Annotated in this window: 23 protein-coding genes and 1 other annotated feature; of the genes, 3 read left to right on the forward strand and 20 right to left on the reverse strand. The window is 45.1% G+C overall.

The genetic code is table 11. The features are described from left to right. Positions 1-112 precede the first annotated feature (112 nt). The 8 genes from rpsA to ACN6NF_RS14430 form a co-directional block, all read right to left on the reverse strand. Positions 113-1339 carry a 30S ribosomal protein S1 gene (gene rpsA / locus ACN6NF_RS14395; RefSeq protein ID WP_474318286.1) on the reverse strand — a complete coding sequence of 409 codons (1227 nt, stop codon included), beginning with the start codon at positions 1337-1339 and terminating at the stop codon, positions 113-115. Between the two features lie 119 nt (positions 1340-1458). Continuing rightward, positions 1459-2052, reverse strand: a complete 594-nt coding sequence (locus ACN6NF_RS14400) for a lysophospholipid acyltransferase family protein (protein ID WP_474318287.1) — start codon at positions 2050-2052, stop codon at positions 1459-1461. Then, on the reverse strand, positions 2049-2756 hold the full coding sequence (gene cmk / locus ACN6NF_RS14405; protein ID WP_474318288.1) for a (d)CMP kinase: 708 nt from the start codon (positions 2754-2756) through the stop codon (positions 2049-2051). Before cmk ends, ACN6NF_RS14400 begins: the two co-directional genes overlap by 4 nt. 129 nt (positions 2757-2885) lie before the next feature. Beyond that, positions 2886-3545 (reverse strand): flagellar brake protein, encoded by a 660-nt coding sequence (locus tag ACN6NF_RS14410; protein ID WP_474318289.1) that lies wholly within the window; start codon positions 3543-3545, stop codon positions 2886-2888. Between the two features lie 165 nt (positions 3546-3710). Then, positions 3711-5096: a germination protein YpeB gene (gene ypeB / locus ACN6NF_RS14415; RefSeq protein ID WP_474318290.1), complete on the reverse strand. Its 1386-nt coding sequence runs from the start codon at positions 5094-5096 to the stop codon at positions 3711-3713. Positions 5097-5359: 263 nt separating this feature from the next. After that, positions 5360-6055: a glutamic-type intramembrane protease PrsW gene (gene prsW / locus ACN6NF_RS14420; RefSeq protein ID WP_474318291.1), complete on the reverse strand. Its 696-nt coding sequence runs from the start codon at positions 6053-6055 to the stop codon at positions 5360-5362. Positions 6056-6140: 85 nt separating this feature from the next. Then, positions 6141-6755 (reverse strand): genetic competence negative regulator, encoded by a 615-nt coding sequence (locus ACN6NF_RS14425; protein WP_474318293.1) that lies wholly within the window; start codon positions 6753-6755, stop codon positions 6141-6143. A 196-nt stretch (positions 6756-6951) separates the two neighbouring features. Continuing rightward, positions 6952-7329 (reverse strand): hypothetical protein, encoded by a 378-nt coding sequence (locus ACN6NF_RS14430; RefSeq protein ID WP_013371707.1) that lies wholly within the window; start codon positions 7327-7329, stop codon positions 6952-6954. Between the two features lie 93 nt (positions 7330-7422). Between ACN6NF_RS14430 and ACN6NF_RS14435 the strand changes: the two genes are divergently transcribed. Continuing rightward, positions 7423-8316, forward strand: a complete 894-nt coding sequence (locus tag ACN6NF_RS14435; protein WP_447249027.1) for a polysaccharide deacetylase family protein — start codon at positions 7423-7425, stop codon at positions 8314-8316. 134 nt (positions 8317-8450) lie between these two features. Here the strand turns inward: ACN6NF_RS14435 and ACN6NF_RS14440 are convergent, their stop codons facing one another. Beyond that, positions 8451-8792 carry a hypothetical protein gene (locus ACN6NF_RS14440; protein WP_474318294.1) on the reverse strand — a complete coding sequence of 114 codons (342 nt, stop codon included), beginning with the start codon at positions 8790-8792 and terminating at the stop codon, positions 8451-8453. Continuing rightward, positions 8789-9376 (reverse strand): CPBP family glutamic-type intramembrane protease, encoded by a 588-nt coding sequence (locus ACN6NF_RS14445; RefSeq protein ID WP_447249029.1) that lies wholly within the window; start codon positions 9374-9376, stop codon positions 8789-8791. Before ACN6NF_RS14445 ends, ACN6NF_RS14440 begins: the two co-directional genes overlap by 4 nt. 186 nt (positions 9377-9562) lie before the next feature. After that, positions 9563-9813: a binding site (T-box leader), on the forward strand. A 261-nt stretch (positions 9814-10074) separates the two neighbouring features. Here ACN6NF_RS14445 and serA point away from each other — a divergent pair. After that, complete coding sequence (serA, locus tag ACN6NF_RS14450) at positions 10075-11667, forward strand: phosphoglycerate dehydrogenase (protein WP_447249030.1); 1593 nt, start codon at positions 10075-10077, stop codon at positions 11665-11667. 204 nt (positions 11668-11871) lie between these two features. Here serA and ACN6NF_RS14455 read toward each other — a convergent pair whose 3' ends face one another. The 6 genes from ACN6NF_RS14455 to ACN6NF_RS14480 form a co-directional block, all read right to left on the reverse strand. Beyond that, on the reverse strand, positions 11872-13326 hold the full coding sequence (locus tag ACN6NF_RS14455; RefSeq protein WP_447249031.1) for an ATP-binding protein: 1455 nt from the start codon (positions 13324-13326) through the stop codon (positions 11872-11874). Position 13327: 1 nt separating this feature from the next. Further along, positions 13328-14044 (reverse strand): response regulator transcription factor, encoded by a 717-nt coding sequence (locus tag ACN6NF_RS14460; RefSeq protein ID WP_013371713.1) that lies wholly within the window; start codon positions 14042-14044, stop codon positions 13328-13330. A gap of 109 nt (positions 14045-14153) precedes the next feature. Next, entirely contained in the window at positions 14154-14912 is a 759-nt protein-coding gene (locus ACN6NF_RS14465) for a pseudouridine synthase (RefSeq protein ID WP_013371714.1), read from the reverse strand. A 78-nt stretch (positions 14913-14990) separates the two neighbouring features. Then, positions 14991-15521: a spore maturation protein gene (locus ACN6NF_RS14470; protein ID WP_447249032.1), complete on the reverse strand. Its 531-nt coding sequence runs from the start codon at positions 15519-15521 to the stop codon at positions 14991-14993. 7 nt (positions 15522-15528) lie between these two features. Beyond that, the gene (locus tag ACN6NF_RS14475; RefSeq protein ID WP_447249033.1) at positions 15529-16272 is read right to left on the reverse strand and encodes a nucleoside recognition domain-containing protein; all 744 of its coding nucleotides are present in this window, start codon (positions 16270-16272) and stop codon (positions 15529-15531) included. A gap of 63 nt (positions 16273-16335) precedes the next feature. After that, positions 16336-17598 (reverse strand): serine hydrolase, encoded by a 1263-nt coding sequence (locus ACN6NF_RS14480; protein WP_447249034.1) that lies wholly within the window; start codon positions 17596-17598, stop codon positions 16336-16338. Between the two features lie 210 nt (positions 17599-17808). Between ACN6NF_RS14480 and ACN6NF_RS14485 the strand changes: the two genes are divergently transcribed. Further along, positions 17809-18531 carry a protein-glutamine gamma-glutamyltransferase gene (locus ACN6NF_RS14485; protein WP_474318295.1) on the forward strand — a complete coding sequence of 241 codons (723 nt, stop codon included), beginning with the start codon at positions 17809-17811 and terminating at the stop codon, positions 18529-18531. Positions 18532-18621: 90 nt separating this feature from the next. On the opposite strand, the gene ytfJ is transcribed toward ACN6NF_RS14485, so the two are convergent. The 4 genes from ytfJ to ACN6NF_RS14505 all read right to left on the reverse strand — a co-directional run bounded on the left by ytfJ (position 18622) and on the right by ACN6NF_RS14505 (position 21444). Then, complete coding sequence (ytfJ, locus tag ACN6NF_RS14490; protein WP_016822238.1) at positions 18622-19110, reverse strand: GerW family sporulation protein; 489 nt, start codon at positions 19108-19110, stop codon at positions 18622-18624. A 98-nt stretch (positions 19111-19208) separates the two neighbouring features. Then, complete coding sequence (locus tag ACN6NF_RS14495) at positions 19209-19922, reverse strand: DUF2953 domain-containing protein (protein WP_447249036.1); 714 nt, start codon at positions 19920-19922, stop codon at positions 19209-19211. A 150-nt stretch (positions 19923-20072) separates the two neighbouring features. Next, positions 20073-20681 (reverse strand): SMC-Scp complex subunit ScpB, encoded by a 609-nt coding sequence (gene scpB / locus ACN6NF_RS14500; RefSeq protein ID WP_013371722.1) that lies wholly within the window; start codon positions 20679-20681, stop codon positions 20073-20075. Next, complete coding sequence (locus ACN6NF_RS14505; protein ID WP_474318296.1) at positions 20650-21444, reverse strand: segregation and condensation protein A; 795 nt, start codon at positions 21442-21444, stop codon at positions 20650-20652. The genes scpB and ACN6NF_RS14505 overlap by 32 nt, the downstream gene beginning before the upstream one ends. Between the last annotated feature and the right edge of the window lie 128 nt (positions 21445-21572).

A 21572-nucleotide genomic window follows, 5' to 3' on the forward strand; every position in this document is an offset into this window, starting at 1 on the left:
CATAGCAAAAAACATACCTATTGGCGATATAGTGACGTAACAACAATCGGCGAACCCTCTGGGTCCGCCGATGGTGTACGTTATGCTTATTATAAAATGTATTGATTTAAACTCATTTAAATTTGTTCAGCTTATCGCCAAAACGCTCACCAAGCGTAATGCTCAGTCCGGAATTGTTGAGGGAAACGTTAGGATTATTCAGTTCCTCACGAGGTGCGCGAGATGCACGTGGCGCTCTTTCTGCTTTTGGAGCAGCTTCAGGAGCTTCCTCAGTTTCTTTAATGCTCAGGCTTACACGTTTTTCGGAAGGATTCATTTCAAGAATTTTAACTTTAACTTCTTGTCCTTCTTCAAGAACTTCTTGTGGAGTTCCAATGTGTTTGTGGGAAATTTGAGAAATATGAACCAAACCTTCCACACCAGGAGCGATTTCAACGAATGCACCGAAGTTAACCAGACGTTTAACAACACCAGTTACGATGTCATTGTTATTGAATTGTCCAGCAGCCGATTCCCAAGGACCAGGCTGTGCAGCTTTCATGCTCAGGCTGATTTTTCCCTTTTCAGGATCTACTTTCAAGACTTTCACTTTCACTTGATCTCCTTCGGAAACAGCATCAGAAGGTTTATCAACATGAGTCCAAGCAATTTCAGATACGTGAACCAGACCGTCTACTCCGCCAACATCTACGAAAGCACCAAACTGAGTAAGACGTTGAACCGTACCAACGATTTCTTGTCCTTCTTTCAACTCAGCCATTACTTTAAGCTTGTTAGCTTCAAATTCTGCTTCCAGAACGTCTTTTTGGGAAAGGATCACTTTGTTGTTTTCACGATCCAGTTCTTTTACAATAACACGCAATGTGCGGCCTTTGTAATCACTGAAATCTTCAACAAAATGGCGTTCCACCATGGATGCAGGGATGAATCCGCGCAGACCCACGTCTACTACGATGCCGCCTTTAACAACATCATTCACAACAACTTCAAATACTTCTTTGCTTTCGAACAGTTGCTCCAACTTTTCCCAAGCATTTTCACTGTCGATTGCACGTTTGGACAGAACAAGTTTCTCCTTGCCGTCGTCGATGCTGATAATTCTAGCTTCAACCTCTTGGCCTACTTGTACTGCTTCTTCTGCATTGTCCAGACCAGAAGACAATTCGCGAATTGGAATAACTCCATCGTATTTATATCCAATGCTTACTACCGCTTGGTTATCTTCCAATTTCACAATTGTACCCTTAACGGTATCACCTTTTTTCAGGGAAACGATTTGATCGAGCTCGTCTTGATTTGCCGCTTCAGCAGCTTCTTGATTTTTAATTTCTTCCGACATGTCAATACCCTCCTCAATTCAAAAAAACCATTTATTTAAACCTGCGCAATAGCAGAGTTCAAAACAAAATACATTTTTATTCTAGTTTTCCAAGCTTAGACACAATTCATGCAAGCCTTTCAATCATTCGTTGGCTTACCCGTTTCCTTCATTGTGCGAATACGTGACATAATTGCTTCTGTTGCCAATTCAAGAGGATCTCCTTCGATATCGGCACCCTTTTGGTAAGCGTCCAAATTAACAGGTTTACCGTATATCACTTTCGTTTTACGGAAAAGCTTGTAATCACCAATAATGGCGACCGGAACGGCAGCCGCTCCACTACGCAGTGCAAAACTGGCAGCACCCTTTTTACCAATCCCCCCAGCTCCTCTGGAGCCTTCGGGAAAAATCCCCATAACCTTACCGTCACGCAAAATGTTCAATGCCAGCTTAATGGATTCCTTACTCACACCACCACGTTTGACTGGAAAAGCTCCCAGTTTGTCGATCAGTGGCCCCAGTACAGGAACATTAAACAGCTCTGCTTTGGCCATAAAGTGAACCTTGCGCTTCAGCAAAATGCCAACTGTAGGAGGGTCAAGATTACTAATATGATTAGAACACAACAGCACTCCACCCTCAGCAGGAACATTTTCCCTGCCTACCGCCTCAAGCCTAAACAGAACGCGGTAAATGAGACGCAAAATACTGGCGCATACAGTATATATCATTGGCTGATCTCTCCATCCTTCTCCGTTAAGCAATAAGATACGATCGTATCCACGACATCCTGAATGCCCATATGGGTCGTATCAAGCACGATGGCGTCCTCACTGCAACGAAGCGGGGATACCTCCCTCTCCTCATCAAACTTATCACGTGCCGCTATGTCACGTTCAAGCTGTTCCAGAGTGATATCATCAGTTTCGCTCAGTTCTTTAAAACGACGTGAAGCACGTTCCTGAACACTTGCGGTCATGAACACTTTGACTTCGGCATCGGGAAGCACAGTTGTTCCAATATCGCGTCCGTCCATGACTACACCTTTACGCGCAGCCATTTCACGCTGGTATTCGGTCAAGCGTGTACGTAAACCAGCAATACTCGAATACTGTGACACATTGCTAGTCACTTCCATCGAACGAATCACAGTGGTTACATCTTCCCCGTTACAATAAACCTTTTGGCCTGTGGGGTCCGGTACTAATTCAATCACCAGCTCAGGTACATGCTGAAGCACTTTTTGTACATTTCCTGCAGGAATTTCTTTGCACATCATGTACCACGTTGCTGCTCGATACATGGCTCCGGTATCTACATATACATAGGAAAGTGCTTTCGCCACCAGGCGGGCCACTGTACTTTTCCCTGCACCAGCAGGTCCATCAATGGCTACATTTATTTTGTTAATTGAAGATGCATGTTGCCTTGCCAACAGGGAATTCCTCCTAACCTAACCTCAAGAAAAAAGCAGGCATTGCCTGCGACGTGAAAATTATACCACACATTTATAGGCGATGCAAAATAAGCGACAGGTATACTAAAAAAGAAAATCTTCGGATGATTACGATTTCTCCCGGAACTCCAACTGTCTTTCAAAACAATATTTAATCAGTTTTTGGCGCTCCTGGTCAGCGATTTTCTCATATTTCAGCATAATGAGTTTGCGGCCATTTCCCATCTGCTGAATGCGTACAATTTCAGATTGGAACGGAACATGTTCTTGAGTGCCGTTTTTATATGGAACCAAAATCCAGCAAGACAACGATTCTCCTTCTTCAAGATGATGGGAGCCCTGAGTCTGAAAGGATACGCCTCCACCCCCTACATCATGCGTCTCTGCTACAAATCTAGATTCGTTTACACCATGTTTAACCGCAATTTCCAAGTTGGCCTTTACCCTGAGAAAGTTTCGACGCTGAATTTTGCTGATGCTGTCCGGAGCAGGCTTGTGAATGCGAACCATCCGAAGAACATCTTCTTTAAAGCCCGTAACGTGGGTATTAAAATAGTTTTTAATCCCACCCTCGCTCATAAAAAATATAGACAGTTCTTCCCCAAGAAACAGCTTTTTCAAGTGCCCGCTTGTTTGTGACATGGGAATTTCAATTAAAAAGTTCTGTGGGTCCTCTTCCGCAATACGCGACTTATATTCAAAAGATTCATCCTTCTGATCGGTACCGGCAACTTGTATGTATAACACATCATTAATTTTCGGAAACAAACGATTCACCATCCTTGTCCATTCAAAACTATAATTAAGGTATATAATACCACGACTTTGTGCCTATATTAAGCATTATATTTGCTAGAACCATGACTAAAGCACAAAAAACCTCCTTAATAAAGGAGGCTTAGAGTGACTGTAGATTCATTTTAGTGTAATCAACTAGGCATTACTTGCCGTAACCTGTGGCTCATCTGAATCTTTTACCTGTTCAATCGTTTCTTCCATTCCCGTGTTCGCGTTAATGTAAATTCGATAAATGGAACCGTTGATTTTACCACCAAATTCATAGCACAGAACTTCATTTGACAGTTCATTTTCAATTAGTGCTTTGCGGTGGTAAGTTTCGCGAAACTCAGGATTCAATTTCGCTCGTGCTTCATTTAAATTCAGTTTTGCCTGGGGAATACGACGGAGGTGACTGTGCTCATAGACATAATCGCTGCATTGGAAGCCAATCACTTGTCCGTTATCTAAGCCTGATCTGACTGTGATTTTTTCTGGATAGATAATCACATCCCCTTGTTGGCTTGCAAATGTAATGTTGGCTAAATTTCCGCTTTCATCATATGCTACGGGCTTCATTCCTTTGTAGCCCTTTTGTTCAAGATACTCACTTGCATAGCGAACCGCTTCGTTACGAGTTGCTTTTTTAGGACCTACTGCTCTCATGTCATGATAAGAAATGAGCTTGCCACCTTTTTTTGTAAAATCCATCGTGGCCACCGGCTGCTGTTTATTCAACAAAGTAGCCGTATAAGACGCCCATTCTGTTCCTTTGCCGTTTTCGTTCACACGAATCTGACTTTCTGGTTTTCCTGTAAATTCAGAGGCATTTCGCTTAATTTGTCCTGCATCCACCGCGGGGAGACTCAACTTTTTCACTGAGCGCTTATCATAGATGCTCGCAACAGAGGGTCCCCAATCCAGTTCTTTGTAGTTCTCTACTTTTTTGTCCACGGTTTTGAAGCCATCAATAATGGTGTTGTCCTTCGGTCCAGTTTGAGAACCTGCCGCCATATCAACATCCATCCAGCGCAAATTTTTGCTAAGGACTTTTTGCTGTACCTCGTGCATGTTTTTCGAAATTTCCTTGGAATTGTTATATAACGTTTTCAGATTCGAAATTTCTTTCTCGTTTAAAGGCTCGTGATCCAGATCACGGATTGCGGTCTGATACGAAAATGCAGATAGATGTGACAGCAAATCTTTAGCATGATTAAAAGGCATTACATTGAGAGGCAACTGATTAACCTCGTTTTGGGCTTCACTTGCAATCCTCCACACGTTCATCAAACATTTGCGGTGCATCGCGTGTGAAGTAGTATGGACAGCAACCGCGTTCCCGAGTTGGGAATGCAACTGATCCATATGAAACGATAAATCGTGAAATGCACGCTGATATTGATTTTCCGCCTTAATCGACATGCTATTTGCCTGAGAAGACACCTCTCTTCTCATCTGGTTTTGCTGATAACCCCACACAAATGCTCCTATCATAATCAGGGTAACCACCGGGAACAATACGGCACTAAGTCGCTTATACATATTGGGAGTCTCCTTTCTTCAAATACACTACCGATAGTGTGACAAGAAGAAAGCTCTCTTATGCATGGTTTTCCATGACTTCAACAATAAACTCACAGTTATCGCAAATACAGCGTTTAAAGCCGGTTTGAATCTGTCCTTGCTCCATTCGCCCTCTCAGCACAAAGCGTTCTCCGCATCTTTTACAATGAATTCTTACTTTTATACGCAAAAAAGACACCTCTTTCTCTAACAGGTTTGTCAGATCAGTGTGTCCCATTTCGTTACATATTAACCTTTTCTTCCCGTTTTAACATTCGAAAAGGAGAACGATTATTCGCTCGGCTGATTTTTGCCATCCCTCCGTACCATAGAAATGCCATCAGCGGAATGATAAACCAGATCCAGTCGTGTGAAAATTTCGTCAAAATTAAATCATATATTCCGTGCCAAAACCATGGAAGCAGTAATGACAGAAGCAGCATATATTTACTCTTCAGGTCTTTCGAAAACTTGGCTTTCCCCATATAGTAGCCCATCATAACGCCAAACATTGCATGACCGGATACCGGCAGCAATGATCTCATTAACAGCATGCTGATCGAAGCATGCCCCGCCCAGGCATATAACAGATTTTCAACGGTGGCAAATCCGAGTGAAACTGCGGCTGCATACAATATACCATCATAAGGCTCATCGAACTCTGTATGGTTATAGATGATGTGATACAGCAGAAACCATTTAAAAAACTCCTCCACTCCAGCGGAAATACCGAACACCTGAATTAAAGTGTCATCTCCTAGCCAAAGCAGCAACCCACGTTGAAAAATCATGACCGGAAGCACCACCAAAAAACCGAGCAAAAATACTTTGATAACCATGTGCAGGGGCTCCGAATCATATCGATCCTTTAAGTAAAAATACATCAATAAGGCGAGACCCGGCGCTGTAGCTGCCGCTAAAACAGAAAACAGAAGCACCGATCATCCCTCCATAAAAATGAGTCGGCCCTGCTTTCAGCGCAGAGCCGACAAATTAACTTCCTTATCACTTTCTAAACCAAAATTAAGAACGGCTGTCAAAATGGGTGCAGACGACAGCAACTGCCTGTTCAGGAATAACCAGTTTGCCATACTCTTCCAGCATAGCTGGTGTTACGGATGAACCTTCTCCGAATTCAGCCAGAATCGCAATTAAGGCCGCGAGCTTGGACTCTTCTACTTCTTCTGGCTCCAAATGCAAAATCCATTTTCCTCTATAATGATACAGCTTACCTGCTTCCGTAGTGTTGCTGCGGAGCATATGAGCCGCTTCTATGAGTACTTCGAAATCGCTAAACGCGTAAACGATGGAATCACTGTGTTCCATTGTGACTTCCATTTCGTAGACTTCCTCTGGAAGCTCCTCATCGGGACCCGAACCATACTGCTGGTGATCGTATTTTCCCCGAGTGACGATAACAACCATTCCCTGAGCAGGAAGCGCAAAGACTTCAACAGCTAACGGTCCCGTGGCATCGAAGCCCAGTTCGCTGTATGCCTGATCCATCATTTCAGTAAACAGCTCATGAACTCTTGGGATTTCTTGCCACATATCATCTTTTTGGATACCCCGTTCGCTCAAATCGTCAAAGGTAAGGAAAATCCGTATCTTGTCCTGACTTAATCTTTCTATTTTCATACTGGACCCTCCTCCTGGCAGCCGAGTGTTATTAGCAGATTATGATACAAATATGATGCCTGTGATGAAAATGGTTCTATGTAATCATGTTATCATTTTATAATCGTAAATGCACGAATAAAAATGATAAAAAAAAGAATCATTTGAACGGCTTTAACAAAAAAGCCGCAAAATGATTCGGAATAGAGGTTTCGGGTTACAATCCCGGTACGGCTGTATGAGTTTCTTTCAGTATTTGCTCGACCTCACGTTTAACATCGGGACTGGTGCTAATAAACTCTTTAATCAACTTCATATTCTCTTCTTTGCTCTTGGCAGTTTGGGCGTTATGAACGGTTTTATCTGCTTGTGAACGATGATCATGATCCTTGTGGGTGTCTTGTGTATTTAGCGCAATATCACCCATGCCTGGAAATGCGGCGTCCATCATTTTTGTACGAGCTTTCTGCACCAAATTTCCGCCTTTTTTTCCGCCCATGTCCATGGATAAACCCAACGCATTGCGGTTACGAGAGATCAGAGAGCTTGCGACAGCCCCCAAGACGATTCCCAGGAAAAATGAAGATGTTTTCACAATTAGAACCTCCCTTTGTGGTAGAATCAAGCATAGTGTTCGTCATCAGAGACAAACTCATACGGTATAAATACAGGAAGGTGAGATGAATTAATGGGTACAAAAACAGCAGCCATTTTGCTAACAGCATGTCTGCTGCTTAGTGCTTGCACTGCGACGAAGCCGGAATCAGCGAATTCAGGTAACAGTGCCAAAGATCAGAGCAGTATGTCTTCCCTCCAAGGAAGCAATAAGCAAGCAGACAGTGATGAGCAAAAATCAGCGAGTACAACAAATACACAAAATGACAAAACCGCCGTTGAGAGCAACGACACTACAGTTTCGACATCAGCGGCTACCACTAACAAAATGTATCACTTGGACAAAGCTTACAATGTAATTCCTAATCAACAAGGTGCCGAAAAAAAAGTGGTGTTGCTGACATTTGATGATGGTCCGAAGGAAGCGGTCATGATTAACAAAATCATAGATATATTGGATAAGCACAAGGCAAAAGCGATTTTCTTCGTAAACGGTTATCGTGTAAAAGAACATCCTGAGTTGCTCAAGCTTATCCATGACCGTGGACAGCCCATTGGCAACCATAGCTGGGACCACATCGTTCTCAAGAACAAGTCTGAGGCTGAGGTCAAAAAACAGATTGAAACGGTACAAAAAATCGTTAAAGACACTACAGGCCAAGCACCCGTGTTCTTCCGTCCGCCTCATGGTGCTGGTGGAGACGTAGGTCGCAAGGTGGCTAAGGAAAATGGGCTCTTGTATATGACATGGTCCGTAGGCTCTCTGGACTGGACCATGAAAAAAAATCAACCTCATAAAACGGAGACACTTCTGAAAAACGTAACTGAACAACTTCATCCAGGCAGCAATATTTTGATGCATGAATTGCCATGGACAGCGGAGGCGCTGGACAGTCTATTGACGCGCCTTGAGCAGAAGGGCTATCAATTTGTTGATCCACAAAGCATTGAGATTCCTTCCAGTTAATAATCACTTGCGCATAGATCAAATGTAGATGATGTAAAAAAGCCTCCATCTTCACACATTTTGTGGGAGATGGAGGCTTTTTTAGCGTAATATTGCACGCACGTACTAGACGCAAGCTGTCACAATGCCTTTAATCACCAAAACATTTCACTAATGGGTGGCGCACCTTTAATTCCCCACCATAGTAATGCTGCTGTAATAAGCACAAAAAGAGTGCTCAAAAAATTCAAAAACCATTTACTTACCCGAATACGGCGGGACGGAAACATTTCTGTCCGTGTTCGGTACTCACTGGCAGGAGTGTCCTCCTCCATTGTCACAGCAACTTCTGGCGCAGCGGCAACGTCTGCCAATTCTGGCATGGGTCGTGAAGCACGGGAGCGAACCAGTTTTGGCTTTGACCTGTCCTCCTCCTTGCCTTTACGACCATTTCGGCGGCTACCATAGGTCTGCACTCTGCTAAGTTCCTGATTCATTCTTCATACCTCCGAAAACGTAACGCTAAGCCAGATATAAGGTCAATCACAAAATGACAAATGATCGGTGCCCACAGGCTGCCTGTCTGCACATATATATATCCCAATCCATAACTGCTAAGAAAAACCCAGCCCGTGGGAATCCAGTGCCGTAAATATCGGATATGAATAACCGCAAACAAAATGCTTGTCCAATAAGGACCAAAGCTGTACTGAATCGCACCTCTAAACAAAAGTTCCTCACAGATCGAAACGATAGCAGCTATACAAATAATATGCCAAACCGGTCGATTTTGAAACAGCATTTGGTTAATACCACCGTCATCCATGGCATCCTCAGGCATGATCCGAGATAGCAGCAGATCCACTAATAGCATAGCGGCCGCCAGTCCCAATCCCCACCACAAGACGTGTAGAGTGCTGGGCAATGCAAATAGTTCAAACACATTTCTTTTCTGCAATATAATCCAGATTGCGCCAATCAGCAGGGTCAGCCCCTGAGTTAGATACAAATTGTAAAGCAGCAAGCGGTCATTCAATTCATGAATTTGCGCTCTTTTCCATTTCACTTTAAGCTTTTTCATAGTTAGTTAGTCCTCTGCTTAGTCTTCTTTAGCATCATAGCCAAAAAGTCGGGCGGATTCAAGAAGACTTAAATCTTAATTTTTCCGCATTCTGTAGCTATGTATCTAGTCGTCTATCCACACATGTCGCATGTCCTATTGACATGCCCATGTAAGCCATGATACATTATGAAAAAATTATTAGCGACAACAACAATGATGGAGAAAAGGTATTGATTTCGTCCTCAGAGAGCCGGTGTTTGGGTGGAAGCCGGTGGCGAAGTAACTACTTTCAGCACTCCTGAGTTATTGCATCGAGGTCTAGGGAATCTTTTCCCGACATTAGATGCAATCGGCAGAAAACCGTTATCCTTTCGGTCATTATATGACCGCTGAAGGCAGTCCATTGCGAAGTGGCTGCGAATTAGGGTGGTACCACGATAACTCTCGTCCCTTACTATGGAGATAGTATGTGATTCGGGAGTTTTTTTGATGCCCGAAAACCGTAAAGCGACTCCACATAAGGCCTTTGGTTGTCTGTTTGGTGCAAAGTGCTATTTTATTCCTTTTCTGCGTCAATGCGTTATCACACTGGTGTTTAGACCGCTCTCCTGTACTTTTTAGAAGCATTTCAAGTTTTTTCATGTTCTTTATGGAATGTATTTCAGTTTGAAGTACATCCTGTCCATAAAAGAAGTTAACTTTGAGGAGGAAACCAAATGTTTAAAGTGTTAGTATCCGATCCAATCAGTGACCTGGGCATTCAGCAGCTGATGGATGCAGACGATGTCACGGTGGACAAGAACACAGGTCTCAGCGAGGATGAATTGGTTCAAATTATTGGTGATTATGACGCATTACTCGTCCGAAGCCAAACCCGGGTAACCGAACGCATCATGGCGGCAGGTAAAAACCTCAAGGTTGTCGGACGTGCCGGGGTCGGCGTGGACAACATCGACCTTGAAGCAGCAACACAACGCGGGATTATCGTTATTAATGCTCCTGACGGCAATACAATTACGACATGTGAGCACACTTTTGCCATGATGATGGCACTGGCTCGCCATATTCCACAGGCTTACGCTAAAACCATCGGTGGTACATGGGATCGTAAAACATTCCTAGGTGTCGAACTGCGTAACAAAACACTTGGAGTCCTCGGCATGGGACGTATCGGCAGTGAGGTGGCTAAACGCGCCAAAGCATTTGGCATGAGCATCCTCGGTTATGATCCGTTTCTGACCGAAGAGCGCGCTGAGAAGCTGGGCATCAAGCTGGCCAGCGTGGACGAAATTATCCGCAACGCAGATTTCATGACTGTACACACGCCATTAACACCAGAAACCAAGCATATGATTGCTCGTCCGCAGTTTGAAGTAATGAAAAAAGGAATGCGCATCATCAACTGTGCCCGAGGCGGAGTTATCGATGAGATGGCTCTCGTTGAAGCCATTGATGAAGGTATCGTTGCCGGTGCAGCCTTTGACGTATTTGAGTCTGAACCACCAGCACAGGATCATCCATTCCTGAGCCATCCAAAAATTATCGTTACACCACATCTGGGTGCATCGACTGTCGAAGCTCAGGAGAACGTGGCGATCGACGTGTCTGAGCAGGTGCTGCATATTTTACGTGATGAGCCGTTTAAAAATGCGGTCAACATGCCTCCAGTACCATCCAATGTTATGACGCAATTGCAACCATATTTCTCGCTCGGAGAGAAGCTGGGCAGCTTTGCCGCTCAGATTACAAACCAAGCTGTACGCGAAATCCAAGTGGATTATGCTGGCGATTTGTCCTCTGTGGATACACAGCCGCTCACACGTTATATTTTGAAAGGCGTACTTAGCCGTCATCTAGGCAGCGATGTGAATATCGTAAACTCTGTGCATCTTGCCAAAACACGTGACGTTCATCTCATCGTCTCTCAGGCGCCTGCCACTAAGGGCTTTACCAACCTAATCACCGTTACGCTAAAAACGCAAAGCGGCGAAGAACAACGTGTATCTGGCACCCTGCTCGCAGGCTATGGTGAACGTATTGTTCGGTTGAACCAGTTCCCGGTAGACGTGGCACCTGAGGCTCATTTCTTGCTCATCTCCCATAATGATAAACCAGGCATTATCGGCCGTGTCGGCACCTTGCTTGGGGAGAACGGCGTCAATATCGCCTCCATGCAAGTAGGGCGTAAAATTGTTGGCGGCGAAGCGATCATGATTCTGACCGTTGATAAAGCCGTACCTAAAGAAGTGCTGATTCAACTCGTTGGCTTACCAGAACTGAATACTGCCCAAGAAGTAGTGCTGGATTAGTTTCAGTCAGTGTTGAGAAATTTCTTGGTTTTATTTATAAAGAGAGGCGCCCGGCTACCGAGGCGCCTTTTCTTATCTCCTTATCTAACATAGAAGCATACATTTGAATCAGAATGTTCCACGTTGAACAAGATAAATGTTGATTTTTCAACAAAAAGCACCCTCTTCCGAGGATGCCTGCAAACTAGGGTAAACAAGCCGTCGTTATAAGCTTGTTACAGAGCCCAGCCTTGTTTTATTGGAAATTGGCAACAAAATAGTGAACTCCGTCCCCTCTCCCAGTACGCTAGCAGCTGAGACAGAGCCTCCGTGAGCCTCTACGATGTTTCTAACAATAGCAAGCCCCAGTCCAGTCCCTTTGTCCTCACCACGTACTCTGGCCTTGTCTGCCTTGTAGAAGCGGTCAAAGATATAAGGTAGATCCTCGCTGGCAATGCCCACACCTTCATCCTTAATCCGAATGCGGATTAACTCATTCCGTTCTCCCAGAATTTGATCCGCCGCAATGGTAACTTTTTTCCCAGAGGGCGTATGTCTGAACGCATTATCCAGCAAATTGGTCAACACCTGCTCCAGTCGGTCTTCATCTGCCTCAGGCAACAGCAAGCGTTGACCTGGCTCATAATAATCGAGTGTCAGTCCCCGTTCCTTGGAACGAACCGTAAATTTCCGGTGAACACGCTCGATCAGTTCATTCACATCTACTTCCTGACGGTACATGTCTGTATGACCTGCCTCCATTCGGGCCAAATCAAGCAGATCCTTGACTAACCTTCCCATACGCAATGATTCATCATGGATGACCTGTACTAGCTCCTCAGATTCTTCCGGTGAACCTGCCATGCCGTCCAGCAAAGCCTCACTGTATCCCTGCATCATAGATAAGGGTGTACGAATTTCATGGGATACGTTGGCTACAAAATCGCTACGCATCTTCTCAAGTTTTACTTCTTCCGTAATATCTCTAAGTACGGCTACTGCACCACGAATAGCGTTATCTGTATACAGCGGCGCCATTTGCACTGACCAGGAGCCTTTCTTGACATGGATGTAGTCTCCGACATCCTCGCCTCTGTCCATAACCGTATGGAACAAAGACAGCAAAGGCTCTGGCACAGAAGCTCCGAATTCCTCCAGATCACGCCCCTGCCTCTCCAGCTTTCCCCAAATATCCAGCAAACTTTGTGCAGGCGGATTCGTCAAAATGATTTGTCCACTTCTGTCGAACGTAATTACGGCATCAGACATACTTCGCAGTACACTGGATAAATGGTTTTTCTCCTCATTCAGACTGCGGATCGTCGCTTCCAGTTCCGTAGACATATGGTTAAAAGTTTTCGCCAGCTCTCCAATCTCATCGCTGGTCACCAGCGAAAGCCGAGTATCATACCTTCCCTCACGGATGGCATTCGCCGCCTGAATCAACAGCTGCATAGGCTGTGTGATTTTAGTAAAAAGAAATAGAGCAAAAAAGGTCGTCAATAAAAATCCGACGATACATGTATAGGTGAATAAATGCTTGATTTCCGTCGATTCATGTGCTGCAAAATTTCTATTGATATACGGCAATAAAAAAAGCCCCAGAAAAATAAGCACAGAACCTACAAGACAAATGATGGTGATCCACAGCTTACCTACCAGCGATCTCCAGAAGTTCACGTTATTTCGGAACCTCCAGCTTATAACCTACGCCCCATACGGTCGTAATCATAGCCGCTGCCTCTGGCGATACCTTATTCAACTTTTCACGAAGCCGTTTCACATGCGTATCCACGGTGCGCAGATCACCAAAGAATTCGTAATTCCAAACATCTTTAAGCAGTTCTTCGCGCGAGAAGACTTTATCTGGCGATACAGCCAAATAATGCAATAGCTCGTACTCTTTAGGCGTTAGACTGATTTCAATTCCACCTGCAGTTACCCGGTGTGCATCATGCTCAATAATAAGATTTGGAAAAACAATACTATTGCTCGGCACCGCCTCTTTCGTTAAAAAGGCAGTCTCCGATGACCGTCGTAAAATTGCCTTTACCCGGTAGATGACCTCTCGCGGGCTAAAGGGCTTGACCACGTAATCATCAGCTCCGACTTCGAAGCCTTGCACGCGGTTCACTTCCTCGCCTTTGGCTGTCAGCATAATCACGGGTGTAGATTTGGTTTGACGTAGCCGTGTACACACTTCAATCCCGTCCATACCCGGAAGCATCACATCGAGCAAAATAATACTGTAATCGCTTGCAGTCGCTTTTTGGAGAGCAATCTCCCCATCCTCAGCTTCTTCAATTTCGTATCCTTCTTTTTCCAGATACATCCGCAGAAGGCGGCGAATGCGTTCTTCATCATCTACAATTAATATGCGGTTGCTTTGTTCTGACATATTCCCAGCCCCTTCGCTAAAAAAAGCATTCTCTCTATTTTACTATTTTCCCGTGCTTGGTCAAACTTTACTCTCATCCAACAGCCTCTTTACGCCAAAAAGGCCGGGGTTATGACCCCCGTCCTGTCCGTTTCTTTTTCGTGTTGTCTGATTTGGCAAGTTGAATGAGACGGTTGATTTCGTCCTTGGTTAGGGGTCTGGTAAGACCACGCTTCAAGTTTTGCAGCAATAGATCCCCGAAGGCAATCCGCTTGAGTCTGATGACTGGGTGCGAAATGGCCTCAAACATCCGTCTTACCTGACGATTTCTGCCTTCATAAATGGTAATCTGGATCACAGATTCCTTACCGTCCGGATCTACATCCTTATATTCTACCTCGGCCGGTGCAGTAATGCCATCCTCCAGCACGATTCCTTTTTTTAGCTTGTCCAGCTCAGTACCGTGCGGAACGCCTTTGACTGTAGCCACATACGTCTTCGGCACATGATGCTTGGGATGGGTGAGCAGATTGGCGAACTCTCCGTCATTGGTAAGCAACAGCAACCCTTCGGTGTCGTAATCGAGACGCCCGACCGGATATACGCGTTCTTTGACGCCTTTCAGATAGTCAGACACAATTTTGCGACCTTCCGGATCAGAAGCGCTTGTAATGACCCCTTTGGGTTTGTTCATCATCAAATAGATTTTTTTCTCAGTTTTGATCGGGCGTCCCTTTACTGTAATCATATCTTGATCAGGGTCTGCTTTCGTTCCCAGCTCAGTTACGGTAACCCCGTTTACTTCTACACTGCCCGCCTGAATAAGCTCCTCACATTTACGTCTGGAAGCTACACCAGCTTGGGCCAATATTTTCTGCAATCTTTCCATGTTCGCTAATTCACCTCATGCTAATGATACCCATCCATGAGCAAAATCACAACCCCCGTTCAAAAAACGGTGCAAATTTCAGAATACAAGCAAACAAATGGCAATAGCCGCCACAAAACCAACCACATCAGAAAATAGTCCCACCTTCAAGGCATATCGTCCATTGCGGATACCTACCGCACCAAAATATACAGTTAATACATACAGCGTTGTATCTGTGCTGCCCTGAATCGTTGAGGCAATCCGACCGATCATGGAATCGGGACCATAAGTGCGAATTAGATCCGTCGTGAACGCAAGTGAACCAGTGCCCGTCAATGGACGGAGCAAACCTAAAGGCAGCACCTCGCCAGGTACGCCCCAGTTTTTAATCCACGGGGCTACCCAGGATATTACATAGTCCAAGGCGCCGGATGCTCGAAAAATGCTAATCGCCACCATCATACCTACAAGATGAGGAATGATGCTGATGGCGGTAGAAAAGCCGTCTTTGGCTCCATCTACAAAAGAATCGTAGACAGGGACCTTTTTGGCATATGCATATAAAGGAATAAAAGCGAGAATAACCGGGATGGCCCAAGTCGATACGAGGTTAATAAAATTCAGCATGCCTCCCTCATCCTTTCCAAGTGGTGTCCCTGCCCTTGGTAGCTGTGATTCCTGTTCGCGGTACGGCGGGTGAAGATACGGGTGGTACAGGTGAAGAATCCGCAGATGTTGGTGCTGGTGAGGTGATTGGCGCCAAGGAGGTCTGGAACGGTGGATTGACTGGAGGACGGCGGCGCAATTCTCGACTACGATACCAACGATCCGCCGCAATGGCAGCAAAGGTGGCTATTGCGGTCGCCACCAATGTCGTTCCGACGATTTCTGCCGGGTGTGCAGAATGAAAATTTAACCGAATGGCGATCAACGTTGTAGGAATAAGCGTAATGCTGGCTGTATTCAGCGCGAGCAGCGTACACATGGCGGGTGTAGCGGTTTGCTTATCCGGATTGAGTGTTTGTAACTCTTGCATCGCCTTGATCCCCATTGGTGTTGCTGCATTCCCCAGTCCGAGCAGATTGGCGCTCATATTGGACAAAATGTAGCCCATAGCGGGATGATTACGAGGCACATCAGGAAAGAGAAAGGCGACCAACGGAGAAAGCAGTTTAGATATTTTCTGCAAGAGCCCACCGTCTTCAGCCAGCCTCATCATGCCCATCCAGAATACCAGCACACTTATCAGTCCAAAGCACACTGTAACACCCGTAGTTGCCCCGTCAAAAGCCGCCTTCGTCACCACCTCTATATTTCCCTGTGCGGCTGCAAATACAAATCCTATACAAATCAAAGCCACCCATATGAGATGAATCATGACTGATTCCCCCTTTTCCCAATGATGTGACACCGCAGTTTTATAGCATCAAGCCTACTTGCTTTATGCTCCGAACAGATTCTTAAGGATTTCATTCCATTTACTCGTCCAACCTCGTTGCTGAGTATGGTTTGCAGGAACTTGTGCAGTCGGCGCTTCCTGCTGTGGCTGTACAGTAGTTTGGGCAGGCAGCTTACTACCTTTTTCATATACAGGAACGGAACCGATCAATTTACCTTCCAGTAAAAATTCGACCCGTCCTCGTAAACCAAAAGACACGTCAACTCTATCTGCCGAAGCGGAATTTTTAAACAACACCAGTCTTTTGTGCAATTGAGTCTTCTCACCATCATGTAAAGGATAAGAAAAACTCGCACCTGTCAAGAGGGGGTAACCATCAATAGGCTGCTGCTTGTCCGTAATCGGAATAAGGGGATAATATCGGAAGCCGTAATCAAGCATACGGGCATGGTCATTCCAATCGTCCCCGTCATTCAAGGTAACAGCAGCAAGCTGACGCCCCTCACGTGTGGCCGAGCTGACCAGACAGCGAAACGCTTTTTTAGTAAAGCCTGTTTTAACACCGTCAGCTCCTTCATACAGCCGCAACATTTTGTTTTTATTATGCCATGAGTAGTCCCAGGAATCGTTGGGGTTCGGTGCTTTTTTCAGTTCCGTTTTCACGATACGGGCAAAAGTTGGATTATGCAGCGCGTAAGCGGTGAGCCGGGCCAGATCGTTGGCTGAGGAATAATGTCCTTCGGCATCCAGCCCATGAGGATTAGCAAAATGTGTATGGTTTAGCCCAAGCTGAACAGCCTTGTCGTTCATTAAATGGACAAACCCCTCTTCTGTCCCCCCCACATGCTCGGCAATGGCAGAAGCCGCATCATTACCCGAACGGAGCATTAAGCCGTACAGCATATTTTCCAACGTCATTTGTTCACCCATTTGCAGAAAAAGCGAAGATCCTTCTTTGGCATACGCTGTCGAACTCACCTTTACTCGGTCCTGCAAGCGTCCATGTTCAATGGCTACGATCGCAGTCATAATTTTGGTTAGGCTAGCTATACGGAGCTCCCGGTCACCTTCGGCTGAATATATGATCCTTCCTGATGTGACATCAATCAAAGAAGCAGCCTGTGCATGAGTTCCTAACGCGGGCGGAGCTGCTTCTGTTTTTATTGCTCCCAGAACAGGCTGTGGACTTAGCAATGTAAGCGGCAATGACAAAATGAGCATAAGCGCTAGCGGCAAAACAAATGCGCGTGCCTTATTCTTAAAATGGCTATGGTCCGCATGGATATGTTGTTTTTTTTTAAACATTTGGATTCCTCCGGATTTGAGCAAGTCTTGTACCATTCTATGTCCAAGCTGTTCAAAGTATGTCCACCTTTATAACAGAAAATTCCTTATACAGGACAGTCATTAGCCGCTCCTGTTTTGCTTTCTTTATACGTTAACCAAGCAACTTACACTCCTGAACACATATAATATTAGTTACTAACGTTAAATATGAAATCGGAGGATTACAACATGCAGCAATTACAGTTTGAAATGATTTTAAGATCGCGGATTGTAGAGTCCGCACAAGCATTGCATCAAAGCGGTGTATCCTTTGCCACTTTTGCTACCGCGCGTTGCAACCCGCAATTTTGGGAGTTAACGGACAAAGGCGGTTTTCAGATCAGAGCAGGTGTTACTCCCGCACAGGGGATCAGAGATATCTTTATAAACGGTCAACAATACGCTTTTGAATGTGCAACAGCAATGGTTATTGTGCTGTACAAAGGAGTACTGGATTCCATTCTAGAAAGTGAGTTTAATCAGATTTTTGCAGATATGCTGTTGTATGATTGGCACTATGACAGTGATCTCAGGCTTATACAGCAGCAAGGCAGTCATAAAGCAGTTCCTGGGGACATCCTGTATTTCAACAATCCAGATGTGTCGTCAGATTCATTGGAATGGAAGGGAGAAAATGTCGTCAAACTGAAGGAAGATTCATTCTATGGACATGGGATTGGCATCTTGCCGGCTCAAGGTATTATTGATTCTCTTAATCGACATCGTCGCCCCGATGCCACGGTATCTGCTTATTTGACAAATGAAGTGATCTACCCTGACTTCGTTTACCTATCACAGTTCGCACCCGAAGAAAACCGAGAAAATGAACTATCAGTGAATACATTTTATTGCCAAGAATTCAGTCACTGTATACATGCTGTCATTGGCGGAAGGCAGTATATTCAGGAATAGGGCCGAGTGCATATTAAAAAGAAGGTATTCCTAGGCCGCGCTCGGCTTGGGGATACCTTCTTAAGAGAACACTTTTAATTTCAATAACTTTTACAAGTAAGCCGGTCCAGATTGACTTTGATCCGTATTAGCATTTGCAGGTACCTGTGGAGGTGGAGTCTGCATGTTGCTGCCTGAATTCTGGAAGATAGACTGCACCTTATCGATCAGGTATGGTGTGGAGTCGATGATTTTCTCAAACAGATGCGTTTGATTGTCCAACGGAACGATTTGTGCTCCCTGTTTGCCGACAACTAGAAAGGCAATGGGATGAATAGATACACCACCACCGCTACCGCCACCAAAAGGATGTACTTCCTTCCCACTATGATTCCCCGATGAGGAAGTATGAAGCGACTCTTCATCTACGTTAAAATCACTTCCGCCGGCTGCGAAGCCAAATCCCACCTTGCTGATTGGCAAAATAACGGAACCATCGGGTGTTTCCACTGCGTCTCCCACAATCGTATTCACGTCCACCATGGCCTTGATGTTCTCCATCGCGGTTTGCATGAGCCCTTGAATCGGATGATCTGACATGTTTTATTCCTCCTCTGCTTATCTCAAGCGTAGACTGCTTTTCTTTCGCTATTGTGCGCAAAGGTTCAGGAAATATGTATGTCAATACTCTACACTGTTTATTCTTTACTGTTGGCTTGATGATTCTCAGGAGCTTTGGAAATAACTCGCTTCCATGCCTCTATGCCTCCCGGAACGCGCCATATGCGGAAAGCTAATCTGAGCATGGAAAAGATTAAATAACCGAACGATATTTTTGCTTCACAATTCAAAATGGTAGTAAAACGTAGCCGGTCCACCCAATAAGGCACCACAAACACCTTTGGGGTACATTCCATGCGCACAATGCTGGAGGCAAAACCGATCAAGGTCGTTTTTAACCCCCACAACATACCAGTTGAGGTCGCTGTATAAGCTGCGTCAGCCAGACTAATATTGGTAGACCACTCCATTTTCGACACCGTTACATGGGCCAATGTATGTCTCAGCCATCGCTGTAAGGATTGTGTACCCTTGAGCAAAACCCGTATATCATGTATAAATTGCTTGATTTTTTCGGTATCAATATTTCCGCTATCCACAGAAGCATCCGTTTTATGTATGTTTTTATTGCGGTCAAGCCGATAGAGAAGCCCTTTTTTCAAACCTGTAATGAGAATGGCTGGAATATCGTAATTCATTTTGATCAAGCCGTATAGAAATCTGATCTCTAGATGCGCCCGATCATCATTGTCATGCTTGGCAATTTCCAGCTTCAATCGAATACGAGAGAGCAGAATAGCCAGTACAATGAATATAAGAATGATGATGGCGATACTGATCCATTTCCACACTGGCGAGTCCTCCCTACCCTTTTCTATAGAATACCATGGCAAAAATAGTATGACCTTTCAGCGGAAAATCATGCATCTTAAAATGCCAAACAGCCAGCCCTCAATGACGTAAGGACTGGCTGTCTTTTGAATTTTTTTGTTTTTTTGAATTTAGGATTCCAGATCCGAATCGTTCTCCGCAGGCTGGCTACTCTCCAGACGCTCGAACAACAGCTGTGTCTCTTCTTCTAAATTGTCTGAATCCTCGAACTGCTCTGGTTGCGGTAGATCTTCGAGAGACCCTAGACCGAAATAATCCAAGAATGATTTCGTCGTTCCATACAATATTGGTCGTCCGATGGCCTCAGCTCGACCCTTCTCTTCAATGAGCTCCTTGTTGACCAGTGTATGTATGGCCCGCTCGGATTTGACCCCTCGAATCTCTTCGATTTCAACTCTTGTAATGGGCTGGCGGTAGGCCACAATGGCCAATGTCTCCAAAGCAGCTTGAGACAATGAGGCACGTGCCGGAGAGTAGGCGAGCTTTTCAAAATAAGGTGCATGTTCGGATAAAGTTGCAAGCTGATAATGACCGGCAATACGGACAAGCTGCAGACCTCTTCCTCCCTGCTCCATATCCTGTTTCATATCCTCCAGACACTTTTCAACCAGCTCTTGCTGCTGCTCTACAATGTCGGCGATCTGCTTGGTGGACAACCCTTCCTCTCCCGCGAGAAACAGCAGCCCCTCAATAATTGATTTCAGCTTCAGATAATCCATTAACCCGTAAATCCCCTCTCCACTCCATTACAATATCATCGAAAAGCTTCTCTTGATAACAGAAGATTTGCTTCATTTTCATCAATTCAAGGATAGCCAAAAAGGTTACAACCACCTCATGCCGATACATATCCTCATGCATCAGCTTGGAGAACAGCAGCCTTCCTCCAGTCCCCACCATCTCTAACGCCCCAATAACTTGCCGGATACGGTCCTTAACTGAAATTTCGTCCCGATGAACACGGGTTACCGTCGTACGTCGTTCAGCTTTGCGCAATGCACGCTGAAAGGCCGCGACCAAATCGCTCGCATGCAGCCCATTCACCGGATTTGCAGGTTCGGTTGGCAGGAATGCGCTCAAATCTTCCGGCTCCTTGCCATAAATCAGACTACGTTCCCACTCCCGTTCGCTCAGATGGCGAGCAATCCCTTTGTATTTACGATACTCCACCAGCTTGCGAACCAGTTCCTCGCGTGGATCATAGTCTTCTTCTTCATAAAAATCCAAATCGTCATATTCCATCACAGGTGGCTTGGGAAGCAACAATTTACTCTTAATGGATAAGAGCGTCGCCGCCATCACTAGAAACTCGCTTGTAATGTCCAGCTCCAACTCCTGCATACTGTGTAAAAAAGCCATGTACTGATCAGTAATATCGCTAATCGGGATATCCTGAATGTCGATCTCGGCTTTATCAATCAGATGCAACAGTAGATCCAGCGGACCCTCGAATGTTTCCAGCTTGTAATTTACGACTGTCAATGTGCTTCCCCCTGCCTTACTCCAATCATCATTCAACAATACCTTTCCCCATTAGCACTTATGCTCTACGTTATCAATCCCTCTTTCTGTAGTATATACGTCATCGCCTTGCTTAACAATCTAATCCC

The organism is Paenibacillus sp. TSM33 (assembly GCF_056099025.1).